Here is a 21832-nt window from a genome sequence, read left to right as displayed (position 1 = left end):
CCCGGCCCGCGTCTCAGAGGCGTTCGCGCAGCTCCCTCTTGAGCACCTTGCCGTAGTTGTTGGTGGGCAGGGAGTCCACGAAGTGGTAGTCCTTCGGGCGCTTGAAGCGTGCGATGCGGTCGAGGCAGGTGCGGTCGAGCTCCTCGGTGGGCGGCTCGGTGCCGTCGGTGACGACGAACGCCACCACGGCCTCGCCCCACTCCGGGTCGGGCCGCCCGACCACGGCGACCGCCTCGACGTGCGGGTGGGCCAGGAGTGCCTCCTCGACCTCGCGGGGATAGATGTTCATCCCACCGCTGATGATCAGGTCCTTGGAGCGGTCGCGCAGCGTCAGGAAGCCGTCGTCGTCGAAGCTGCCGATGTCGCCGGTGTGCAGCCACCCGCCCCGCAGGGTCTCGGCGCTCGCCTCGGGCTGCTCCCAGTAGCCGGACATCACCACCCCACCGCGTACGACGATCTCGCCCGGCTCGCCGGCCGGGAGCTCGCGGTCGTCCTCGTCCACGACGCGGACCTCGACGTCGCTGCGCGGGAAGCCGACACCCTGCATCCGCTCGCGCCACCGCGGGTGGTCGGTGTCGGCGTGGTCGGCCTTCGACAGGCCGGTGATGGTCATCGGCGTCTCGCCCTGGCCGTAGATCTGGGCCAGCCGTGGCCCGAACGTGTCCAGCGCGACCTCGAGGTCGGTCAGGTACATCGGGGCGCCGCCGTAGATGATCGTCTTCAGGCCCTCCAGCTGCGCCGGGTCGGCGCCGGTCAGCGCCGGGTCCTCGGCCAGCCGCTTCACCATGATCGGTGCGGCGAAGAACGACAGCCCCGGCCACCGCTCGACCAGCGCCAGCAGCTCGGGTCCGGCGAGCGCGGACGCCCCGGGGAAGACGCTCACCGCACCCTTCGCCACGTGGGGCAGGCCGTAGAGCCCGGAGCCGTGCGAGAGCGGCGCGGCGTGCAGGACGCTGTCGGTCGGCGCCACGGGGTCGATGTCGGCGAAGTAGCTCAGCGAGGCCATCAGCAGGTTGCCGTGGGTGAGGGTCGCGCCCTTCGGGCGCCCGGTCGTGCCGCTGGTGTAGAAGAGCCAGGCCGGGTCGTCGCGGCGCCGGTCGGTCAGCGGCGCCGGTTCCGTCGCGGTGAGGTCGTCCCACTGCGGCCCCGGGACCAGCACCGCCCGGTCGACGCCCTCCACGCTCGCCACCAGCGCATCGACGTCCTCGGCGTGCGCCTCGTCGGTGAACACGACGCGGGTCCCGCTGTCGTCCAGGATGAAGCGGATCTCGTCGCGGTGGAGCCGCGCGTTGACCGGTACGACGACGAGGCCGGCGTGCCACGCGGCGTACTGCACCTCGAGGTACTCCGGCCGGTTGGCCATCACGATCGCCACCCGGTCCCCCGGCTCCAGCCCCGTCCCCGGTCCCGAGGTGTCGCGCAGCCCGGCCGCACCGCCGGCCACCCGGGCCGCGAGCTCGGCCCACGTCGCGTGCACGGCCTCTCCCGCGGCGAGCGCCGGCGCCTCGCCCAGCCGGCGTCCGTTGCGCTCCACCCAGCAGGCGAGGTTCATGCCGCCAACCTCTCCGGGAAGGCCCGCACGGTCAAGGGTCCGTCGACAACGTTGAGAAAGGCGTGATGGTGCGTGGAGCGGTCATGGGTGAGGCTGGCAGGCGTACGTCCCCCACACCCCGGGAGCATCCTGATGAGGCTGACCGAAGAGGTCGCGACCGCCCGACTCGACGAGCACGTGCACGGGGTGTTCGCCACGCTGCACCCGACGCGCGGACCGGATCCCCAACCGGTCGTGTACGCCGTCCACGCGGGGCACGTCGGGGTGCCGATCGACCAGGTGAAGCCGAAGAAGTCGTCGCGCCTCCAGCGCGAGGACAACCTCGCCGCCGACCCGCGCGGCTCGCTGCTCATCGAGCACTGGGACCTGGAGGACTGGTCGCAGCTGTGGTGGGTCCGCGCCGACACCGAGCACGTCCCCGAACCTGACCAGGCACTGGTGGACGCCCTGGCCGACCGGTTGGCCACGACGGTCCCGCAGTACGCCGACAAGCCGTTCCACCGGGTGCTGGTCTGCCGGATCGTGAAGGTCACGGGGTGGTCGGCCAGCGAGGAGTGAGGCTGGTCGGACGACCGTGGGGGTGGCTGCAGATCGCGCGGTCTGCCCGAGGGTGGCGGCAGATCGCGCCGCTGGGTCGCGCGGTCGAGCAATGTGCCGCCACCCCGGCGCGTACCCATCAGTGCACCGGCACCTCGAGGCCCAGCTCAGCCACCACCGCACGCGTCCGCGAACCGGCGCCGAGCGCCATGGCCTCGCGGAGGTCGGCCAGGGTGTCGACGTCGTGCCGCGCGCCGGGCGGGGCTCCGTCGAGGGCGCGCAGCCCGAGCGCACGGTGCCGGGCGGCGGAGTCCGGGCCGTAGCGGGTGAGCGCCGCGAGGCCAGACGCCTGGACGACGAACGTCGTGCCGGTCCCGGCGCGGTCGGGGACGTAGACGCCCCGCCCTGACGGGTCGGCAGCCGCCTCGTCGAGGACGTCCGTGACGTCCTGGGAGGACAGGCAGGGCAGGTCGCCCGGCACCACTGCCACGCCGTTGTCCGGGTGCCACGACGTCGCGACCCGGATGCCCTCGCGCACGGCCGGTCCCAGGCCGGTGCCCCGGTCGGCGGTGACCCGCACCCCCTGCCTCGCGACGCGGTCCGCGACGGTCTCGTCCGAGGTCACGACGAGCACCCCGACGACGTACGACGTCTCGGTGAGCGCAGCGATCGTGTCGAGCGCGAAGGCCAGCGCGAGGGCCTGACGGTGCCCGGCCGGCACCGCCAGCCGGGTCTTGGCCAGCCCGAGGGGCTTGACCGGCACGACGGCCGTCACCGCGAAGCGGGGTGCCTGCAGCCCAGCCACGTGATGTCCCCGGCCGGCGTCAGGAGTAGGTGGTCGTCGGGCCGGTCATCAGGTCGACTCCCGCGCCCGCGAAGTTGGCCAGGTCGGCCACCGCAGCCGCCCCCTCAGCCCCGCCCAGCGCCGCTCCGAGAGCCGCGTCGTCGTCGAAGCTCAGGGCGGCGATGAAGTAGTAGGCCGGCGCGGCGCCGTCGGGCCCGGGAGCCGGGTGGGTCCCGGTGAACGACCGCAGGCCGGGCAGCGCCAGGCCGAGGCCGGAGTGCACGTCGGCGTAGTGGCGGTCGAACGCCTCGGTGTCCTCCGGGTGGCGGTAGCAGGCGTAGAGCGTGCTGGTCATCTCACGTGTCCTTCCGTCGGTGCTCCGGCGCCGAGCGCGCCGGAGGTCAGTGGGTGGGTGTTCGGTCAGGGGTGACCGGGGTGGGGAGGGTCAGTCGCATCGAGGTGCCACCGGGGCCGGAGGTGCCGACGTCGAGGACTCCTCCCATCGCACCGACGAGCCCGTGGGCCAGTCCCAGGCCGAGGCCGATGCTCTCCTCCTGGGCGCCCTCGTCTGCCGCGGCGGTGGCGGTGCGCTCCGCTCGCGCGACGCCCCGTGCGAACGGGGTGAAGATCCGCGCGCGCAGCTCGGGCGGGATGCCGGGGCCGTTGTCGTCGACCGTGACCAGGAGCGTGTGGGGCGCGTCGCCCGGGACGGCGCGGACGACGACCCGACCGCCGACGTCGCCGTGGCGGATGGCGTTGGTGACCAGGTTGAGGAACACCTGCCGCAGCCGCCGGCGGTCGGCCAGGACCACCTCGTCGCCCAGGTGGTGCACCAGATCGAACTCGCGCTGGGCCGCCCGCGACGACAGCAGGCCGAAGACGCCGTCGACCACCTCGCGCATGCCGACCGGCTCGACGGCCAGAGGCAACGCGTTGGCCTCGAGCCTGCTCAGGTCGAGCACGTCGGACAGCAGGTCCATCACGTGGCCGGCGGCCGCGCCGATGTGGGCCAGCGCCTCACGCCGTCGGGCCTCGTCGAGGTCCATCGTGCCGAGGAGCTCGGCGAACCCGACGATGGCCTGGATCGGCGTACGCGCCTCGTGCCCGACCGCCGCGAGCAGCTCGGACTTGGCGTGCGACAGCTCCTCGGCCGTACGCCGCGCGGTCTCGGCCTCGAGCCGGGCCCGTCGCTCCTCGAGCAGGTGGGCGTGGCCGATCGCGACGGACGCCAGGTGGGTGAAGCGGTCGACCAGCAGCTGCTCGCGAGGGGTCGGGGCGTGCGGTCGCGGGTGGTAGACCGCGAAGGTGCCGACCGGGAGTCCGTCACGCCCGTCGATCGGGGTGGACCAGCAGCTACGCAGGCCGGCACCGACGGCTGCGGCGCGGTAGTCGCGCCACCGGCTGTCGGTCAGCACGTCGGGCACGATGACGGGGAGGTTGAGGGCGGCGGCCGTGCCGCACGAGCCGGCGCCGTCGCCGATCGCGAGGCCGTCGATCGCAGCGACGTAGTCGGCAGGAAGGCTGGGCGCGGCGCCGTGGTGCAGCGTGCGATGCTCGCGGTCGAGCAGGAGCACCGAGCAGCGGGCGCCGTCCATGAGGTGCTCGAGCGAGGTGAGGATCTCGGTCAGCACCTCGCGGAGCGGGACGGCCCTCGCGATGAGCTCGAGCACCTCGGTCTGCCGGTCCAGCACGTCGCGTACGTCGCCGTCGCCGGGCCAGAGCCCCGGCTCGGTGTCGACCGGCCACGGCTGGCTCATGCGTCGTCCACCAGCTGGTAGCCCACGCCGCGCACGGTCCGGAGCAGCTGCGGGCTGGAGGGGTCCGCCTCGAGCTTGAGGCGCAGCCGGTGCACGTGCTCGGTCACGGTCGCCTCGCCCAGCCACTCGGAGGACGAGTTCCACACCCGGTCGAGCAGCTGGCTGCGGGTGAACACGTGGCGGGGGTGGGTCGCCAGGAAGGCGAGCAGGTCGAACTCCTTGGGCGTGAGCTCGATGTCGGCCTGGTCGAGCAGGACCCGACGGCTGGCGGGCTCGATGCGCAGCGCACCGACGACCACGGCCTCGTCGGCCAGCTCGGGAGAGCTGCGGCGCAGGACTGAGCGGATCCGGGCGGCCAGCTCACCGGGCGAGAACGGCTTCACGAGGTAGTCGTCCGCCCCCAGGTCGAGGCCGACGATGCGGTCGGTCTCTCCGTCGCGGCCCGAGAGCACGATGATCGGTGTGTCGGACCGCCCGGTGTGACCGCCCCGCACCGAGCGCAGGACGTCGAGGCCGCCGAGTCCGGGGAGCGACAGGTCGAGCACGACCAGGGTGGGGTGGTCGTCACGGATCCGGCGCAGCGCCGAGGGACCGTCGTCGGCCTCGACGACGCGGAACCCTGCGTCGTCGAGCTGCCAGCGGACCACCGTGCGGATGGCGGCGTCGTCGTCCACCACGAGCACGACGGGCGCCTTGGCGTCGACGACGCGCTCCGCCCGGGCATGGCTCATGTGTGATGGCTACCACACCGGGAGGTCACCGGTCACTGGTCCGGGTCGAACCCGTGGGCGTCGTTGTGGCCGCGTTGACAATCCGTTGGCCGCGCAGTGAGACGGCGACCACACACTGGCCCCATGACCCCCGGCCACGCCGCAGGATGAGGCGCATGACCCCGCCGCTGACCGAGCGCACCACCGCCGCGCTCATGGACCTGGCCTCCCGCCGACGCGACTCGCTCTTCGGGACGCGGGTGACCTACTCCCCGAAGGTCTTCATCCCGCTGACCAAGCTGTGCCGCGACCGCTGCGGCTACTGCACCTTCGCGGAGTCGCCGCGCACCGCCGAGTCGCCCTACCTCACCCCGGGCGAGGTGCTCGCCATCGCCGAGCAGGGCGCGGCTGCCGGGTGCCACGAGGCACTCTTCACGCTGGGCGAGGCCCCCGAGCTGCGCTATCCCGCGGCCGCCGCGTGGCTCGCCGAGCACGGGCACACGACCACCGTCGGCTACCTCGCGGAGATGGCGGCACTGGTGCTCACCGAGACGGGCCTGCTCCCCCACGCCAACGCCGGCGCCCTCGGCCGCGACGAGCTCGCCTCGCTGCGTACGTCGTGCGCGTCGCAGGGGATGATGATCGAGAGCCTGCGCCCCGACCTGGCCGCCCACCGCGGTGCGCCCGACAAGGACCCGGCCCGTCGGCTCTTCACCCTCGACGCCGCCGGCCGCCTCGACATCGCCTTCACCACCGGCATCCTCGTCGGCATCGGCGAGACCGAGGCGGACCGGGTCGAGGCGCTGGAGGCGATCGCCGCGTCGCACCGCGCGCACGGGCACGTCCAGGAGGTGATCGTGCAGAACTTCCTGCCCAAGCCCGGGACGGCGATGCGCGACGCCGCGCCGGCCTCGCACGAGGAGCACCTCCGGGCCATCGCCCTCGCCCGGCTGGTCCTGCCCGACGACGTCCACCTCCAGGCGCCGCCCAACCTGTCCGAGCCCGACGAGCTCGCCGGCCTGCTCGCGGCGGGCATCGACGACTGGGGCGGCGTCTCGCCGATCACGGCAGACCACGTCAACCCCGAGCGGCCGTGGCCCTCGCTGGAGATGCTGCGCGCGGCGACCGAGGCGGCCGGGCACGAGCTGGCCCCGCGGCTCACCATCTACCCCGAGTTCGCCGCCCGTCCGGAGCAGTGGCTGGACCCGGCCGTACGGTTCCCGGTCCTCGACCGCGCCGACGCCGACCTGCTCGGTCGCGACGACCCCGGCGCCCTGTGGCCCGAGCGGCACCAGGACGCCACCAACGTCGGCACCGGTGCGGAGGTCGTGCAGATCGGGCGGCGTTCGACCGCCTGGTTCTCCGGCTCCGGCGTCGACCCGGTGCCGGTTGGCAGGTCGGCAGGCGCGATCGCGGGTCGGGTGCGCGAGGTGCTGGACGGTGTACGACTCGGGCAGGACCCGGGCGCCGAGGAGCTCGAGGCACTCTTCGCCGCGCGCGGCCGGGAGGTCGGTGCGGTCGCTGCTGCGGCCGACGAGATCCGGCGGCGCGTGGTCGGCGACGAGGTCACCTTCGTGGTCAACCGCAACATCAACTACACCAACGTCTGCACCTACAAGTGCACGTTCTGCGGCTTCTCCAAGGGCCCGCTGTCGCTCAACCTGCGCGGCGCCCCCTACCTGCTCACCCTCGAGGACATCGCCGACCGCAGCGAGGAGGCCGCCGGGCTCGGTGCCACCGAAGTCTGCCTGCAAGGCGGGATCCACCCGAGCTTCGACGGCAACTTCTACGTCGAGGTCGCGCAGGCCGTGCACGACCGGGTGCCCGGGATGCACATCCACGGCTTCACCGCGCTCGAGGTGCTCGAGGGGTCGCGACGCCTCGACGAACCCCTCGAGAGCTATCTGCTCCGGCTCAAGGCCGCCGGTCTGCGCTCGCTCCCCGGCACGGCCGCCGAGATCCTCGACGACGAGATCCGGGCGGTGCTGTGCCCGGACAAGGTCACGACCGAGGAGTGGCTCGAGGTGCACCGCGTGGCCCACTCGGTCGGGCTGCGGAGCAACGTGACGATGATGTTCGGCTCGGTCGAGCGGCCGCGGCACTGGGTCACCCACCTGCTGCGCACCCGCGAGCTGCAGCGCGAGACCGGCGGCTTCACGGAGTTCGTCGGACTCCCCTTCGTGCACATGGCGGCCCCGATCTACCTCAAGCGCGGTGCCCGCCGCGGTCCGACGTGGCGCGAGACCGTGCTGGTCCACGCCATCGCGCGGATCGCCTACGCCGACGACATCGAGCACGTGCAGGCGTCGTGGGTGAAGCTCGGCCGGGTGGGCGCACAGCAGCTCCTCGCCGCCGGCGTCGACGACCTCGGCGGGACCCTGATGGACGAGAACATCAGCCGCGCTGCGGGCGCGAGCCACGGACAGGGCCTGACCCCGGACGACCTGGCCGACATCGCCCGCGAGGCCGGCCGGCCGCTGCGCCAGCGCACCACGCTCTACGGCGAGGTCGCCCGCGTCCCCGAGGCGGTCGGCTGACCCCAGGCGTCGAAGAGCCGGTCGGGGGTGAAGGGCAGGTCGCGCAGTCGTACGCCGCTCGCGTTGAAGATCGCGTTGCCGATCGCCGCCGGCGCCCCGACGATGCCGAGCTCACCGATGCCCTTGGCCCCGGTCGCGCCGAACCAGGGGTCGTGCTCCTCGAGGGTGATCGCCTCGAGGTCGCCGACGTCCGCGTGCGCCGCGACGTGGTAGCCGGCGAGGTCGCCGTTGACGACGTGGCCGAAGCGCTCGTCGAGGTGCGCCTCCTCGTGAAGCGCGGCCGAGAGGCCCATCGTCATGCCGCCGATCAGCTGGCTGCGCGCGGTGCGGGGGTTGATGATCCGCCCGGCCGCGAAGGCACCGAGCATCCGGTCCACGCGCACCTCGCCGGTCACGGTGCTGACCCGCGCCTGCGCGAAGTGCGCGCCGAAGGCGTGCCGCGAGTAGCCGCGGGACCCGCGGGGCATCCGGCCGGTGGCGGTCACGTGGTCGCCCTCGTCCGGGTGCTCGCCGTGCGTCCGGCGGAACTTCCTCGCCGCGGCGACGACCGCGTCTCCCCAGGCGAAGGTGCCGACCGAGCCGCCGGCCGGGATCGCCCAGGGCAGGCCGGTGTGGCCGATGTCGGCGTCGACGAGGTCGACGCCGACGCCCAGCGCCTCCGCCGCGATCTGCGGCAGGACCGTCCACGCGCCGGTGCCGATGTCGCTGGCCTGGAGCTCGACGACGTAGCGGCCGCCGGTGAAGCGGACGCCCGCCCGGTTGGGCACGAAGTACATGTTGGGATAGGTCGCGCTCGCCACGCCGAGCCCGACGAGCCACTCGCCGTCGCGGCGCGCGCCGACCGGCTGCCGCTCGGCCCAGCCGAACTGGTCGGCACCCTCGCGCAGGCAGGCGACGAGGTTGCGGGTGCTCCACGGCTTGCCGGTCTCGGGGTCCTGCGCCGGCTCGTTGCGCACGCGCAGGTCGACCGGGTCGACGCCGACGGCGTGGGCCGCCTCGTCGAGGGCGGTCTCGAGGGCGAACATCCCGCTGAACTCCCCGGGAGCCCTCATGAAGCTGCCGGGCGCCGCGTCCTGGACGACCGCGTGGTGGATCGTGCGCAGGTCCGCGACGTCGTACATCATCCGTGTCGCGGACACGGTCTGGTCGACGTAGGACCTGAGCCGCGAGGTCGGCGCCCAGCTCTGGTGGTCGATCGCGCCCAGGCGCCCGTCCGCCTCCACCGACAGCCGGATCCGCTGCTTGCTCGCCGGTCGGTGACCGACGGTGCGGAACATCTGCTGACGGGTCATCGCATACTTCACCGGCCGACCCGTCAGCCGCTTGGCCGCCATCGCCACCAGCACCAGGTGGGGCCAGGGCCAGCCCTTGGTGCCGAAGGACCCCCCGACATAGGGCGAGATCACCTCGATCTGGGTGGGCAGCAGGCCGAGCACCGGGGCGAGCAGGGCGCCGTGGCCGCCGGTGCCCTGGTTGGTGTCGTACATCGTGAGCCGGGTCGAGCGAGGGCGGAGCGCCGACACGTCGTGCCAGATCGCGGTGACCGCATGGGGCTCGATGGGCGAGTGGAACTCCATCGGCAGGCTGTAGTCCGCCTCGACCAGGGTGCCGCGCGTGAGCCCGGCGTCGGCGTCGCCGCGCTCGTACGACCCGTGCTTGAAGGCGTTGACCCGCCGCGGCACGGTGGCCCTCGGGTCGTCGATCGAGAAGCCGAGCTCCGCCGGCTGCTCGTCGTAGGTCACCCGCACGAGGGCGGCGGCCTCGCGGGCGACCCGCGGCGAGTCCGCGACGACGGCTCCGATGATCTCCCCGCGGTGGTGCACCTCGCTCGACTGCAGGATGGTGAGCGCCGCGTCGGTCCTCACCCGGATGCGGGGGGCGTTGGCGTGGGTGAGGACGAGGCGTACGCCGGGCAGGGCGCGGGCGTCGGCGTCGTCGATCTCCGCGATCCGGCCGAGTGCGATCGTGGCGACGATCGGGAACAGGTGGAGCGGCTCCTCGACGGGCTGCTCGTAGGCGTAGGGCGCGGTGCCGGTGACCTTGGCCGGGGCGTCGACGCGCATCCGGTCGTGGCCGGTGGGCGCGGCGTCCGCGGCAGCGGGGGCCTCGGGCTCCAGCATCCTGGGTTCGAGGGTGGTCATGCCGCGCTCCCCTCGGTGAGTCCGGTCAGCACGTCGACGACCGTGTTGCGCACCAGCGGGACCTTGAAGGCGTTGTGCTCGCCGGGACTGGCCGCGCCGAGCTCCGCCTCGATGGCGCTGCGGAACTGATCGGGGGTGGCCGGGCGACCGCGTAGCGCCTCCTCGGCGATCCGGGCCCGGTGCGGCCGGTGGGAGACTCCGCCCAGCGCGAGGCGTACGTCGCGGACCGTGCCGTCGTGCACGTCGAGCGCGGCGGCGACCGACACCAGCGCGAAGGCGTACGACGCCCGCTCGCGGACCTTGCGGTAGCGCGAGCGGACGGCGAAGTCGAGCGGCGGGACCTCGACGGCCAGGACCAGCTCACCCGGGTCGAGGGTGGTGTCGAGGTCGGGTCGGTCGCCGGGCAGCCGGTGGAGGTCGCCGAACGCGATCCGGCGCTCGCCGGACGGGCCGACCACGACCACCTCGGTGTCGAGCGCGGCCAGGGGCACGCAGAGGTCCGAGGGATGGGTGGCGACGCAGTCCTCGGACGCGCCGAGGATCGCGTTGTAGCGACCGAAGCCCTCGACGGCCGAGCAGCCGGACCCGGGCTCGCGCTTGTTGCAGGGGGTGGTCGGGTCCTGGAAGTAGACGCAGCGGGTGCGCTGGAGCAGGTTGCCACCCGTGGTGGCCATGTTGCGCAGCTGGCCGGACGCGCCGGCGACCAGCGCCTGGGTGACGAACGGGAAGCGCGTGCGGACGAGCGGGTGCGCGGCCAGGTCGCTGTTGCGGACCCCCGAGCCGATGACGAGGCCGCCGTCGGCGCGCTCGGTGATCTCGTCGAGCGGCAGGCGCGTGAGGTCGACGAGGCGGTCGGCCTCCCTGATCCCGAGGCGCAGGTGGTCGACCAGGTTGGTGCCTCCGGCGAGGTAGGTGCCTCCGTCCGCGGCCAGCGCGACGGCCTCCTCGACGGTGGTCGGGCGCTCGTAGGCGAAGGGCTTCATGCCGCGCCTCCCCCCGCGCGGGCGACGTCCTGGCCGGCCACGTCCTGGATGGCCCTGACGATGTTGACGTAGGCACCGCACCGGCACAGGTTGCCGCTCATCCGCTCGCGCACCTCGGCGTCGGTGAGGTCGACCGTGGTGTCGGAGACGTCGGGGCTGACGTGGCTGGGCATCCCCGCGCGCGCCTCCTCGAGCATCGCGACCGCCGAGCACACCTGGCCGGGCGTGCAGTAGCCGCACTGCAGGGCGTCGCGGTCGGCGAAGGCCTGCTGCATGGGGTTGAGGTGGTCGGTGGTGCCGAGCCCGGCGGCGGTCGTGACGTCCGCACCGTCGTACGACGCCGCGAGCGCGAGGCACGACAGGATCCGACGACCGTCGACGATCACCGTGCAGGCGCCGCACTGGCCGTGGTCGCAGCCCTTCTTCACCGACATCACGCCGAGCTCGTCGCGCAAGGCGTCCAGCACGGTGACCCGCGGATCGAGGTCCACCTGCCGTGCGGTGCCGTCGACGGTGAGCCGCACGCTCACCTCGTGTCCTGCCATCGGACGTTCCTCCCAGGAGTCGGTGGATCCCACCGTAGAGGGAGACGCCGCTGTTATCAACTGTCTGGTTAGTTAGTTTCTATTCGCTCGCTCTTCCCGCGTCACCGGCGGATACTCGGGAGCGCGGAGGAAGGAGGCCATGAGATGGCGGTCGTCGATGACGTGCTGTCCCTCGGGGAGACGCTGGACCGGTCCTACGTCGTGACCGTGCGCGGGCGGCTGAAGTTCCGGGTCGGCTCGATCGTCTACGTCGCCTTCTCCCACGACGAGCTGGTGATGGGCTTCGCCTTCCCCAAGGAGGAACGGCTCTCCCTCGTCGAGAGCGATCCCCGGTTCCACCTGCCGCCGGAGAGCGACCTGCGCTTCAACTGGGTGCACTCCGACCTGGCCACCCTCGCCACCGACGAGGCGCGCGAGCTGGTCGTCGACGCCTGGCGCCTGGTGGTCCCGCACAAGCTGGCGGTGGCCTACGACCGGGTGCACCCCGACGGTCCGGGCGGCACTCCGGGACGGGTCCCGCGTCCGCGCGGGAGCGAGTAGCGAGGTCGGTCGACGACGGCGCGGGTCACGAGACGATGGTGACCGTTCCCGTGTAGGTGTCGAGGATGCCGTCGGGAAGCGGGGTGCCGACGAGCTGCCCCGCACCGCGGACGCCGGCGAAGGCACCCGTACCGCTGGTCACCGCCCACGTCCCGACCGAGCCGTCGTCACTGAAGCGCGCCGACAGGTTGACGGTCACCGACCCGATGCCGGAGTCGCAGGTGAACGTCCGCGTCCCCCTGAACACGCCCGGACGCAGCTGGACCATGGCCCGATCGGTCGTGGAGCTGCCGGTCGGGCAACCGGGGATGGTGCTCGTGAAGGAGCCCGGCAGCCCCTCGAAGCCCTGGGTGTCGGCAAGCTGGACGGCGAACCGGTCCGCCGCCTGCGCGGGGGCGCTCAGCGCGACGGCGGCGATGAGCGGGATGACTGCGGCCAAGGACCTGGCATTCCTCATGGCGACCTCCGGGTGAGTGGAACGATCGCTCGAACGTACGCCCGTCGAGCCGGTCCCCGCATCGCCACAAGGTGGTGGTTCCGACGGTCGTGCATCCCGACGGCCCGGGGGTGGTGCCGCCGGGCCGCCGGGAGGTCAGGGGGCCAGGACCTTGATCTTCAGGGTCCGTGCGGCTGCGAGGGTGCGGCTGTCGCCGGCGTAGGTCACCTTCACCTTCGCCGGTCCCTTGGCCTTGAAGACGGGGAGCGTGACGACGACCTTTCCGCCGCGCAGCGTGCCCGCCATCTTCCTGGCGCCGACCGTCACGGCGACCTTGCCGGTGGGCGTGAGACCCGGTGCGGCCACGGTGATGACCAGCTTGGCCCTCGTTCCCCTCGCCACCACGCGCGACTGCTTGACCTGCACCTTGACCGTCGGCTGCACCTTCGCCGCCGCGGGCGCCGGGGTGGGCGTCGGGACCGGAGTGGGGCTCGGGGGCGTCGGGACCGGAGTGGGGGTGGTCGTGGGGGTCGGCGTAGGGGTCGGCGTGGGCGTGGGCGTCGGGGCGGCCGTGACCACGATCGGCATCCGGACCGTCGTCCCGGTGGTGCGGCCGACGATCGTCACGGTCGCCGGGCCGGCGGCCAGGTCGGCCGGCAGGACGGCGCGGACCGCAACGGTGCCGTGGTCGTCGTAGGGACGACCGTCGAGGACCGTGTTGTCGACCGCGAAGGTCCCGATCGCACGACCGGCGACGCTGACGTCGACGAGCGAGTCCTTCGGGTCGGTCGGCGTCGAGTACGACCACGAGCTGAGGTCGACGGCGTACGTCGTGCCGGCCACGTACGACGCCGGGGCAGCGCCGGGGACGTGCACGCCGACGGCGTGCTGGGTGGGCCCAGAGCTGACAGGAGCGTTGTCGGCGAGGTAGGCCGCGAGGGCGGACTCGGCGTTGATGTCGGGGTAGCGCTCACCGATGCCGTCGACCAGGCCGCGGAAGTTGTCACCGCCCGTGGCCAGCGACTGGCTCACGGTGACCGAGTAGGTGCCGGTGGCGAGGATGGCCGTGCCGCCCAGCCACATCCCGGTGATCCGGTCGCCCTCGGCGCGGGTCGCGTCCTCGGTCCACGTGAAGCCGGACGAGGCACCGAGACGCAGGAACGACGTCGCGGGCACGGTGCTGGCGGTCGTCCTCTGCCACTGCTGCTCGAGGACGGTCTTGAGCTGCGCACCGGTGAGGCGCATGTTGACCAGGGGCTCGCCCGTGACCGCGGCCACCGCCTGGGCGTACGTCGTCGCGGCGGGGTAGGTGCCCGTGGCGACGAGGTCGGCGGAGAGGGCGGTCGGGCTGACGAGGGCGATCTTCGCGGCCCCGCCTGCCGAGCCGCGGGTGGCCCAGCGCTGGGACTCGGCGACGAGGTTGCCGAGGGTCGACTCCCCACCGGGGTGGGGGGTGGAGCCGTCGGCCAGGACGGGGCGGCGCACCGGGCCCGTCAGTGCGCCGAGGTCCACGCGGGGGTTGACCTGGATGTCGCGGAAGTCGACGCGGTCCGCGTCGCTGCGGTTCTCCAGGCCGACGAAGCCGCCCATCGGCGCAGTCCGGTCGATCGCATTGACGGCGGTGCCGTTGAGCAGGACCCGGATCCGCGAGGGGGTGACCTGGATGGTGAAGCGGTTCCACTGTCCGACCGGCTTGAGCGCCGCCGCGAGCGCGGTGGCGTCCGCGGCCTGCGCGGTCCCACCGGTCGGGAGGATGGTGGCGGTGTCGGTCGCACCGATGCGCACGGCGTACCCGCCGACCGGGGACGCGCCATCCCGGCTGGTCGAGGCGACGTAGACGCTCGAGTCGTCGTCGGCGTCACCGCGGCGCCAGTCGATGCCGAGCGTGTAGGGGCCGGTCTGAGGGGTGGTGTTCCACGTGGCGCCCGGACCGCGGAAGCTGCGGATCGTGCAGTCGGTCTGGTGGCCGAACCCGCCGCCGCCGGCCTTGCGCCACTGGTCGAAGGTCGCGAACCTGCCGTCGAAGAGCGCGGTGCCGCCCGGCGCGACGGGTGTGGCGGCGCAGGTGTCGGGCGCGAGGCCGCCGACCTGGATCGCGTCGAAGTTCAGCCGGCAGAAGTCGACGCCCCGGTCGCACTGCACCGCCAGCGTGTTGGTGCCCTGGTTGAGGGTCACGTCGGCGCGGGCGAACTCCCAGTCCTCCCAGTTGTCGAGGCTGGTCATCGGATAGGCGACCTGCTGGCGCGCCCCACCGTTGGTCAGCAGGCCCATCGACCTCGTGATGTTCTCGCCCGCACTCAGCGGACCGGCGGCGTAGCGGATCCAGACCGGGTACGTCCCTGCAGCCGGCGCGACGACCGTCATCGTCGACTGCATGCCGGTCTCGCGGAAGGTGTAGGAGCCGGAGCCCGAGAAGTTGCCGTGGTCCCCGGAGTTGAGGCCCGGGTTGCCCGCGATGACGCCGTCCTCGACCTCGAGCCACGCGACCTGCGTGTCGCCGACCGCGGCCTGGACCGGCGCGGAGGCGAGACCGGCGGCCGCGATCGACGTTGCGAGGAGGGCCAGGAGCCCGACGCGGAGCCGAGCCCGGAGCGGGGCGGGCTTCGAGGTGGGGACGGGCTGGGGCACGGGGGGCTCCTCGCATCACACGCTGTGACGCACGCCACAGACGCTGCGTGACGCTACGCCGCTTGGTTCACGTTGTCGAACAGAGTTCCACATTCCGGACCCGTGATTGATGACACGATGCCAGTTCACATATCCGACCAGATGTCCAGTGACGAGCCCGGACACCTCGCCCGCGTCCTGACACACTCGGCGCATGCCCCTGCCCACCCCCGAGCGCCTGGAGACCGAGCGCCTGGTCCTCCGCCAGCGCCGGGTGGACGAGGCGGCGACGTACCGGCGTCTGTGGACCGAGCGCGACCCGCGCGTGCCCGCCCGACGGCGGATCGACGCCGACGGCCGACCGAGCATCAAGGACATCGAGGAGCACCTCCGCGCCGAGATCGCGTCGCCGGGCCTGAAGGTGCTGGCCGTCGAGGTCAGGGAGACCGGCCAGGTCATCGGCTACTGCGGCCTCTTCGCCGTCGACGGACGACCCGCCGACGAGCCGGAGCTGGCGTACGAGCTGCTGGTCGCCGCGCACGGGCAGGGTTGTGCGACCGAGGCGGCGCGAGCCGTCGTCACCTGGGCGCGCGCAGCCGGCTACCCGCGACTGTGGGCCGACGTCTGGGACTGGAACACCGCATCACTCCGGGTGCTGGACAAGCTGGGCTTCCGGGCGACCGGGGTGGTGGAGCCCGGACCGCACGGGGACAGCCTCCAGACCGTGCTCGACCTCTGACGCCTCGGGCACAGCGTCCAGGCGCGGGACGAGGTCGGCCTGCCCAGGGGGATCAGCTGTTGGCGCCACGCGCGTCGACGACCCAGGTGTCGACGACCTCGTCGTCCTGGACGACCACGAGCCGGTCGACCAGGTTGACGCTCGTGCACACGTGGTTGGGGACGACCCGTACGCGACTGCCGACGGCCGGGACGGGTCCGTCGCCGCACACCACGGTGGCGTGGTGCTCGGAAAGGGTGACGATGCGTGCGGCGGGGCGGTCGGGCAGGCGTCCGTGACCCGTCGCCCACGCCGCCCGGTCGGTGCCGAGGACCTTGCTGCCGGCATCGAGGACGGCCTCGCCGTCCCGCGAGTGGACGACGGTCGCGACGATGGCCAGGGCGCAGTCGGCGAAGTCGATCGCGCCGAGCTCGACCTGCTGGGCGTCGCCGAAGGACGAGACGCCCGGCCGCGTCTCGGTGGCGGGGAACCCGTTCTCACCCAGGACGGGAAGGTTCTCGGTGGGCGTGGTGCCCCCGCTGCGGACCCGGGGCTCGATGCCGACGGCCAGCAGGGCGTGCGCGGCGAGGTCGGGGGCCCGTGCCTCGTCGGCGGCTGCGCCCTCGCGGGCACCGGGGGCGTAGGCGTGGCCGGGAAACGTGAACACGCCGACCACGTCGAGGCCCCGCGACACCGCATGGGCCGCGACCTCGCCGGCCCGTCGCGGGTCACCACCGGTGCGGTGGTGACCGGAGTCGACCTCGACGACGACCTCCACCGGGGCCCCTCGCAGCGCGTCCGCGAGCTGGTCGGCCCCGGCGACGGAGTCCAGCCCGACCCTCAGCGCGATGGTCCCGGCCAAGGTGCGCAGCCGGTCGGCCCGGGGTCCCGCCGCCCAGATCGGATAGGCGAGGAAGAGGTCGTCGAACCCGGCGGCAGCGAAGATCTCGGCCTCGCCGACCGTGGCGAGGGTCAGGCCGACGGCTCCGTGGTGCAGCTGCCGCCGCCCGATCGCGAGGCTCTTGTGGGTCTTCGCGTGCGGGCGCCACGCGACGCCTCGGGCCCGTGCCCTCTCGGCACTCGCCGCGAGGTTGCGCTCGAGGACGACGCGGTCGACGACCACGAACGGGGTGTCGAGGGCGTCCAGGTCCATCGGCCGGAGATCAGCCCTGGGCCATGTCCACGAACCGCGAGTAGTGGCCCTGGAAGGCCACGGTCAGGTCGCGGGTCGGACCGTTGCGGTGCTTGGCCACGATCAGGTCGGCCTCGCCGGGGCGGGTCGACTCCTTCTCGTAGACGTCGTCACGGTGGAGCAGGATCACCATGTCGGCGTCCTGCTCGAGCGAGCCGGACTCACGCAGGTCGCTCATCATCGGGCGCTTGTCGCCGCGCTGCTCGGGACCACGGTTGAGCTGGGACAGCGCGATGATCGGCAGCTCGAGCTCCTTGGCGAGGAGCTTGATGTTGCGGGAGAACTCCGAGACCTCGAGCTGGCGGGACTCGACCTTCTTGCCCGAGCTCATCAGCTGCATGTAGTCGATCACGATGAGCTTGAGGTCGTGGCGCTGCTTGAGCCGGCGCGCCTTGGCCCGGATCTCCATCATCGTCATGTTGGGGCTGTCGTCGATGAACATCGGCGCCCCCGAGACCTGGCCCATCTTGCGGGCGAGCTTCTCCCAGTCGTCGTCGCGCATCGTGCCGTTGCGGATGTGGTTGAGGGGCACCTTCGCCTCGGCCGAGAGCAGACGCATCATGATCTCCGAGCGCGTCATCTCGAGGCTGAAGAAGCAGCTGGTCAGGTTGTTGTGGATCGAGGCGGCCCGGCAGAAGTCGAGGGCGAGGGTCGACTTCCCCATGGCGGGACGAGCGGCCACGATGATCATCTGGCCGGAGTGGAGGCCGTTGGTCAGGTCGTCGAGGTCGGCGAAGCCGGTGGGCACGCCGTAGAGGCCGGCCTCGCGGTTGCCGATCTGCTCGATCTCGTCGAGGACGCCGCTCATGATGTCGCTCAGCGGCGCGTAGTCCTCGGTCGCGCGCCGGTCGGTGACCTTGTAGACCTCGGCCTGCGCGCTGTCGACGACGTCGTCGATCTGGCCCTCGCCGGCGTAGCCGAGTGCGGCGATGCGGGTGCCGGCCTCGACGAGGCGGCGCAGCACCGCCTTGTCGCGCACGATCTCGGCGTAGTAGCCGGCGTTGGCCGCGATCGGCACGTTGGCCGACAGGGTGTGGAGGTAGGGGGCGCCACCGATGCGCTGGAGCTCGCCGCGCTTGACCAGCTCGGCGGCGACGGTGATCGGGTCGGCGGGCTCGCCCCGACCGTAGAGGTCGATGATCGCGTCGTGGATGACCTCGTGGGCCGGGCGGTAGTAGTCGACGCCCTTGAGGGTCTCGACCACGTCGGCGATGGCGTCCTTGGACAGCAGCATCGAGCCGAGCACGCTCTGCTCGGCAGCGTTGTCCTGCGGAGGCGTGCGGTCGCCCGCGGGGCGCGGCGCGTTGCCCGGCTCGTAGGCCGACGGTCCGTCGCCCCAGGCCTCGTCGGTCTCCCCCTCGAAGGTGACGCTCACCGATGCTCCCTTCGCCGTGCTGCTCACCACCACTGCACCGACGCTAGGGACGACCACCGACATCGCGTCGGGAGCCCTTGCGCCAGGTGACTGCCGCGCGTGAACCTACGTGCTGACGCACCTCAGGGGAAGCCGACGAGGCCGAGTTATCCACAGGCTCTGTGGACAACCTGCGTACTCACGTGGACGACACGCGGGGCCCGGTGCACATGTCGTGGAGCAACCTGTGGAGAAGAGGTGTTCACACACCTGAACATGCACTCTGACCTGCGGAAACATCGTGCACACCCTGTGGAGGAAAAACTCCTCACGGTTCGCGTGTTCACCCGTCCGACATCTGGATTTCGCTGCCCGCTTCGTCTGCCCGGTCTTGTGACGCCCGCGACACCGGTTTCATCCACACCACCCTGCACAGGTAGTCCGAACGGTCCATTGACACCACCGGCGCCGGCTTTGTAAGGGGCTCGGCGCACCCGTGCCCGGCGCGGAGCCAGCGACCGGGTCAGAGCTGGACGAGCGTACGGATCACGACGCCGGCACCGACCGCGCAGATGCCCAGCGCAGCGCCGTACCGCAGGAAGGTGCGGACGTTGCCGCCCAGGAACCCCCGCTGGAGCGCCAGCCGCTCGATCCGCGTCACCACGTCGCGGGCCAGCAGGCCCACCGCCGCGAGCGACACGGCCATCCCGACGCCGAACGCGAGCACCAGCGCGAAGCCGAACCAGGCGCGACCCAGCGCCGTGGCCGCGAGGAGCAGCAGCAGTGCCGAGGGGCTCGGCACCAGGCCGCCGACGAGGCCCATCACCCACACGCCCCAGCGACCGGGAGCGGTCTCCGGCTCGGACGGCGCCTGCACCGGCGCGACGGCAGTGGCCGTTGCGACCGAACCGGCACCCACCGCGGCGTGGGCGTGCTCGTGAGGGTGCTCGTGGTCGTGGGGGCCGTGACCGTGCTCGTGCGGGTGCTCGTGGTCGTCGTGCTCGTGGACCGCGGCGGGGACGGGCTCCTCGTGTCCGTGGCCATGGCCATGACCATGTCCGTGGCCATGACCATGTCCGTGGCCATGACCGTGCCCCTGGCCGCCGTCGCGACTCAGCCGCGCGAGGAGGTAGAGCCCGAGCCCGACGATCAGCAGGCCGGTGGCGAGGGTGAGCCAGGGATAGATCCGAGCCGGCACGAAGGCGCTGCTCAGGGACACCAGCAACCCCAGCACCAGGACCGAGCCGGTGTGCGCGATGGTGACGGCGCTGCCGACCGCGAAGGCCGAGCGCACGGAGTTGTCGCCGCGCTGGGAGAGGTAGAAGGCCATGACGGTCTTGCCGTGCCCGGGCGAGAGCGCGTGGGTGGCGCCCAGCGCCAGCGCGGCGAACACCGCGAGGAAACCGGCGATCCAGCCGCTGTCGTCGACGAGGGCGGTGGCGCGGGCCGAGAGCCAGCTGCCGTCGCTCGCGGTCGGTCCGGTGCCATCGCTGCCGGGCAGCTCGCCGGCCGGGCCGCCGGGCGACACCGCGAGCGTGGCGGAGGTGACGTCGAGCGGGGACTGCAGCAGGTCCTCGGGGTAGGACGTGAGGCGGTCGCTGGTGCTGGTGTCCGGGACGTCCGAGCTGGTCAGGGTCATCTCGTCGCCGACGGCGGTGACCTCGCGCCAGCCCACCGAACCGGGGGCGGTGCCGTCGGTGAAGGTGACCTCACCCCCGCCGATGTCGGCGCTGCCTGCGTAGGCGCAGGTGATGCGGGTGATCGGCAGGCCGCCCTCGCCGTCGGCGATCGAGGCGGAGGAGTCGGTCAGCGTGAGGCGTACGACGCTCCCGCCCGCGCGTACGTCCAGCCCGTCGGCAGTGGTCGCGCACTCGCTGGCGGCCAGGGCCGGGAGGTCGTCGATGGCCGAGCCGAGCTGGGCGGTCGGGATCTCCGCGAGGTCGACGACGTGGTCGATCTCGACGCCGTCGGGCGAGACGAGGATCCCGGTGTAGCGGTTGACGGTGAAGTTGCCGAGCGGGTGGGCCGATGCGGGGCCCGCCACGAAGAGGCAGCCGGCGATGGCGCCGAGGGCGATCAGGAGGCGCGCGAGGACTCTCATCGGGTTCCTTCGATCTCGCGGAGGGTCGTGCGGGCCTCGTCGCGCTGCCACGGCGACAGGCCGGGGTCGGTCGCGAGGCCACGGCGCAGGTGGGTCCGGGCGTCGTCGGTCATCCCCAGGGCCGCCTCGATCGTCCCGCGGTGGATCCAGAACTTGGCCTCCGGCGAACCGAGCGCCGTGGCGCGGCGCGCGATCGTGAGCGCCTCGCGGTCACGGCCGTTGCGGTGCAGCGCCCAGGCGAGGGCGTCGGCGACGTGGACGCTCGTGCGCTGGCGCCACTCGGCGCGCGCCTGGCTCAGCGCCCGCTCGGGCGACCCGTGGTCGGCCTCGAAGAGCGCGGTCTCGAGGTCGGTGCGTACGCCGCTCGCGTCGAGCAGCTCGATCGTGGTGCGGACGACGGCGAACTGGGCCTCGGCCTCGTCGGGCCGACCGAGGTGCTCGAGCAGCTCGCCGAGCTCGGTGAGGTACTCCGGCAGCGGCTGGCGGGCGACGACGTCCTGCCAGGTCGTCACCGCCTCCTCCAGCTCGCCACGCGCGACCTGCAGGCGGGCGGTGGAGACCAGTGCGGCCAGGTGGTCCGGCACGGCCTGCTGGGCGATCTCGAGGTCGCGGGCGGCGGCGGGGAGCCGGCCCAGCTTGCGCTCGATGTCGGCGGCCAGGGTCAGGGTGTACGCCTTGTCGGCGCGCGAGCCGACAGCGGCCGCGCGGCGCAGGATGTCCAGCGCACGGTCGAGGTCGCCGCGGAGCTCGTAGGCGTAGGAGTAGCGGGTCGCGACCGCGGTGCTCGGCTGGAGCCGGTCCGCCGTGCGCAGCGCCTTGAGCTGGTCGTCGTACCTGCCGAGCTCGTTGAGGGCGTCGACGCGGACCGCCAGAGCACCGAGGTCGCGCGGGTTGATGGCCAGCGCCTCGTCGGCGCTGGTGAGCGCGTCGGTGAAGTCGTGGCGAGCCGCGGAGATCGCGGCCCGGGCGGCGAGCGCGGTGAAGTTGTCGTCCGGCTCGAGGTCGAAGGAGCGGGCCGCGGCCTCGTCCGCCTTCTCGTAGTAGGTCGCGTTGCCGGTGACGCGGGCCTGTTCGACGTAGGCGACGGCGAGGTTGGCCCAGGACACGTGGTCGGCCGGCACGCGGCGCAGGGTGTCCTGCAGGGCGGCGATGCTCGCCTCGAGGTCCTGGCCGGAGTCGGGCACGACACGCGGCACGGCGGCGGCGGGGGTCGACGTGGACGGGCTCGACGTGGTGGCGACACCGATGCCGCCGGACACCGCCAGCACCAGGCCGACACCGATGACGATGAGGCTCTTACGCATGGGGGGTCCTTCCGACGCGGGCGGTGGTGCGGGG

The 21832-nt window shown here is 72.8% G+C and carries 18 protein-coding genes; 4 read left to right on the top strand and 14 right to left on the bottom strand.

All coding sequences use genetic code 11. From position 1 onward, the window contains the following. Positions 1 to 13 precede the first annotated feature (13 nt). Positions 14 to 1552: an AMP-binding protein gene (locus BM127_RS14620; protein ID WP_091199618.1), complete on the bottom strand. Its 1539-nt coding sequence runs from the start codon at positions 1550 to 1552 to the stop codon at positions 14 to 16. Between the two features lie 132 nt (positions 1553 to 1684). Between BM127_RS14620 and BM127_RS14615 the strand changes: the two genes are divergently transcribed. After that, positions 1685 to 2110: a PNPOx family protein gene (locus tag BM127_RS14615; RefSeq protein WP_175507413.1), complete on the top strand. Its 426-nt coding sequence runs from the start codon at positions 1685 to 1687 to the stop codon at positions 2108 to 2110. A 118-nt stretch (positions 2111 to 2228) separates the two neighbouring features. On the opposite strand, the gene cofC is transcribed toward BM127_RS14615, so the two are convergent. From cofC to BM127_RS14595, 4 genes are read right to left on the bottom strand one after another with little or no spacing between them, the layout of a single operon-like run. Beyond that, positions 2229 to 2894, bottom strand: a complete 666-nt coding sequence (gene cofC / locus BM127_RS14610) for a 2-phospho-L-lactate guanylyltransferase (protein WP_091199616.1) — start codon at positions 2892 to 2894, stop codon at positions 2229 to 2231. Between the two features lie 19 nt (positions 2895 to 2913). Further along, positions 2914 to 3228 (bottom strand): EthD family reductase, encoded by a 315-nt coding sequence (locus BM127_RS14605; protein ID WP_091199614.1) that lies wholly within the window; start codon positions 3226 to 3228, stop codon positions 2914 to 2916. A gap of 46 nt (positions 3229 to 3274) precedes the next feature. Continuing rightward, positions 3275 to 4630 carry a GAF domain-containing sensor histidine kinase gene (locus BM127_RS14600; protein ID WP_091199612.1) on the bottom strand — a complete coding sequence of 452 codons (1356 nt, stop codon included), beginning with the start codon at positions 4628 to 4630 and terminating at the stop codon, positions 3275 to 3277. Continuing rightward, positions 4627 to 5361, bottom strand: coding sequence for a response regulator (locus BM127_RS14595; protein WP_091199610.1), 735 nt, complete (start codon positions 5359 to 5361; stop codon positions 4627 to 4629). The genes BM127_RS14600 and BM127_RS14595 overlap by 4 nt, the downstream gene beginning before the upstream one ends. Before the next feature lie 155 nt (positions 5362 to 5516). On the opposite strand from BM127_RS14595, the gene cofH reads away from it, so the two are divergent. After that, positions 5517 to 7877: a 5-amino-6-(D-ribitylamino)uracil--L-tyrosine 4-hydroxyphenyl transferase CofH gene (gene cofH / locus BM127_RS14590; RefSeq protein ID WP_198554294.1), complete on the top strand. Its 2361-nt coding sequence runs from the start codon at positions 5517 to 5519 to the stop codon at positions 7875 to 7877. Here the strand turns inward: cofH and BM127_RS14585 are convergent. From BM127_RS14585 to BM127_RS14575, 3 genes are read right to left on the bottom strand one after another with little or no spacing between them, the layout of a single operon-like run. Next, positions 7838 to 10018, bottom strand: a complete 2181-nt coding sequence (locus tag BM127_RS14585; RefSeq protein ID WP_231263449.1) for a xanthine dehydrogenase family protein molybdopterin-binding subunit — start codon at positions 10016 to 10018, stop codon at positions 7838 to 7840. The genes cofH and BM127_RS14585 overlap by 40 nt on opposite strands. Then, positions 10015 to 11001: an FAD binding domain-containing protein gene (locus BM127_RS14580; RefSeq protein ID WP_091199608.1), complete on the bottom strand. Its 987-nt coding sequence runs from the start codon at positions 10999 to 11001 to the stop codon at positions 10015 to 10017. The genes BM127_RS14585 and BM127_RS14580 overlap by 4 nt, the downstream gene beginning before the upstream one ends. After that, a complete protein-coding gene (locus BM127_RS14575) occupies positions 10998 to 11546 on the bottom strand; it encodes a 2Fe-2S iron-sulfur cluster-binding protein (protein ID WP_091199607.1) in 549 nt (182 codons plus the stop codon). The genes BM127_RS14580 and BM127_RS14575 overlap by 4 nt, the downstream gene beginning before the upstream one ends. Positions 11547 to 11690: 144 nt before the next feature. Between BM127_RS14575 and BM127_RS14570 the strand changes: the two genes are divergently transcribed. Then, positions 11691 to 12086, top strand: a complete 396-nt coding sequence (locus tag BM127_RS14570) for an MmcQ/YjbR family DNA-binding protein (protein ID WP_091199605.1) — start codon at positions 11691 to 11693, stop codon at positions 12084 to 12086. A 25-nt stretch (positions 12087 to 12111) separates the two neighbouring features. Here the strand turns inward: BM127_RS14570 and BM127_RS14565 are convergent, their stop codons facing one another. Together BM127_RS14565 and BM127_RS14560 are read right to left on the bottom strand one after the other, a co-directional pair. Next, entirely contained in the window at positions 12112 to 12543 is a 432-nt protein-coding gene (locus tag BM127_RS14565; RefSeq protein ID WP_139227743.1) for a hypothetical protein, read from the bottom strand. A gap of 135 nt (positions 12544 to 12678) precedes the next feature. Then, positions 12679 to 15150: a 5'-nucleotidase C-terminal domain-containing protein gene (locus BM127_RS14560; RefSeq protein WP_091199602.1), complete on the bottom strand. Its 2472-nt coding sequence runs from the start codon at positions 15148 to 15150 to the stop codon at positions 12679 to 12681. Between the two features lie 193 nt (positions 15151 to 15343). Between BM127_RS14560 and BM127_RS14555 the strand changes: the two genes are divergently transcribed. After that, complete coding sequence (locus tag BM127_RS14555; protein WP_091199600.1) at positions 15344 to 15868, top strand: GNAT family N-acetyltransferase; 525 nt, start codon at positions 15344 to 15346, stop codon at positions 15866 to 15868. A gap of 52 nt (positions 15869 to 15920) precedes the next feature. Here the strand turns inward: BM127_RS14555 and BM127_RS14550 are convergent, their stop codons facing one another. The 4 genes from BM127_RS14550 to BM127_RS14535 all read right to left on the bottom strand — a co-directional run bounded on the left by BM127_RS14550 (position 15921) and on the right by BM127_RS14535 (position 21798). Continuing rightward, the gene (locus BM127_RS14550; protein ID WP_091199598.1) at positions 15921 to 17000 is read right to left on the bottom strand and encodes an alanine racemase; all 1080 of its coding nucleotides are present in this window, start codon (positions 16998 to 17000) and stop codon (positions 15921 to 15923) included. Between the two features lie 10 nt (positions 17001 to 17010). Beyond that, on the bottom strand, positions 17011 to 18414 hold the full coding sequence (dnaB, locus tag BM127_RS14545; protein WP_231263450.1) for a replicative DNA helicase: 1404 nt from the start codon (positions 18412 to 18414) through the stop codon (positions 17011 to 17013). Between the two features lie 502 nt (positions 18415 to 18916). Then, positions 18917 to 20494 carry a HoxN/HupN/NixA family nickel/cobalt transporter gene (locus BM127_RS14540; RefSeq protein WP_091199594.1) on the bottom strand — a complete coding sequence of 526 codons (1578 nt, stop codon included), beginning with the start codon at positions 20492 to 20494 and terminating at the stop codon, positions 18917 to 18919. Beyond that, on the bottom strand, positions 20491 to 21798 hold the full coding sequence (locus tag BM127_RS14535; RefSeq protein ID WP_091199592.1) for a tetratricopeptide repeat protein: 1308 nt from the start codon (positions 21796 to 21798) through the stop codon (positions 20491 to 20493). The genes BM127_RS14540 and BM127_RS14535 overlap by 4 nt, the downstream gene beginning before the upstream one ends. Between the last annotated feature and the right edge of the window lie 34 nt (positions 21799 to 21832).

Source organism: Nocardioides alpinus (assembly GCF_900112035.1).
In the GTDB taxonomy this organism is placed as follows: Bacteria; Actinomycetota; Actinomycetes; order Propionibacteriales; family Nocardioidaceae; genus Nocardioides; species Nocardioides alpinus.
The sequence above is the reverse complement of the archived record's forward strand: the minus strand, read 5'-3'. Positions and strand labels throughout refer to the sequence as shown.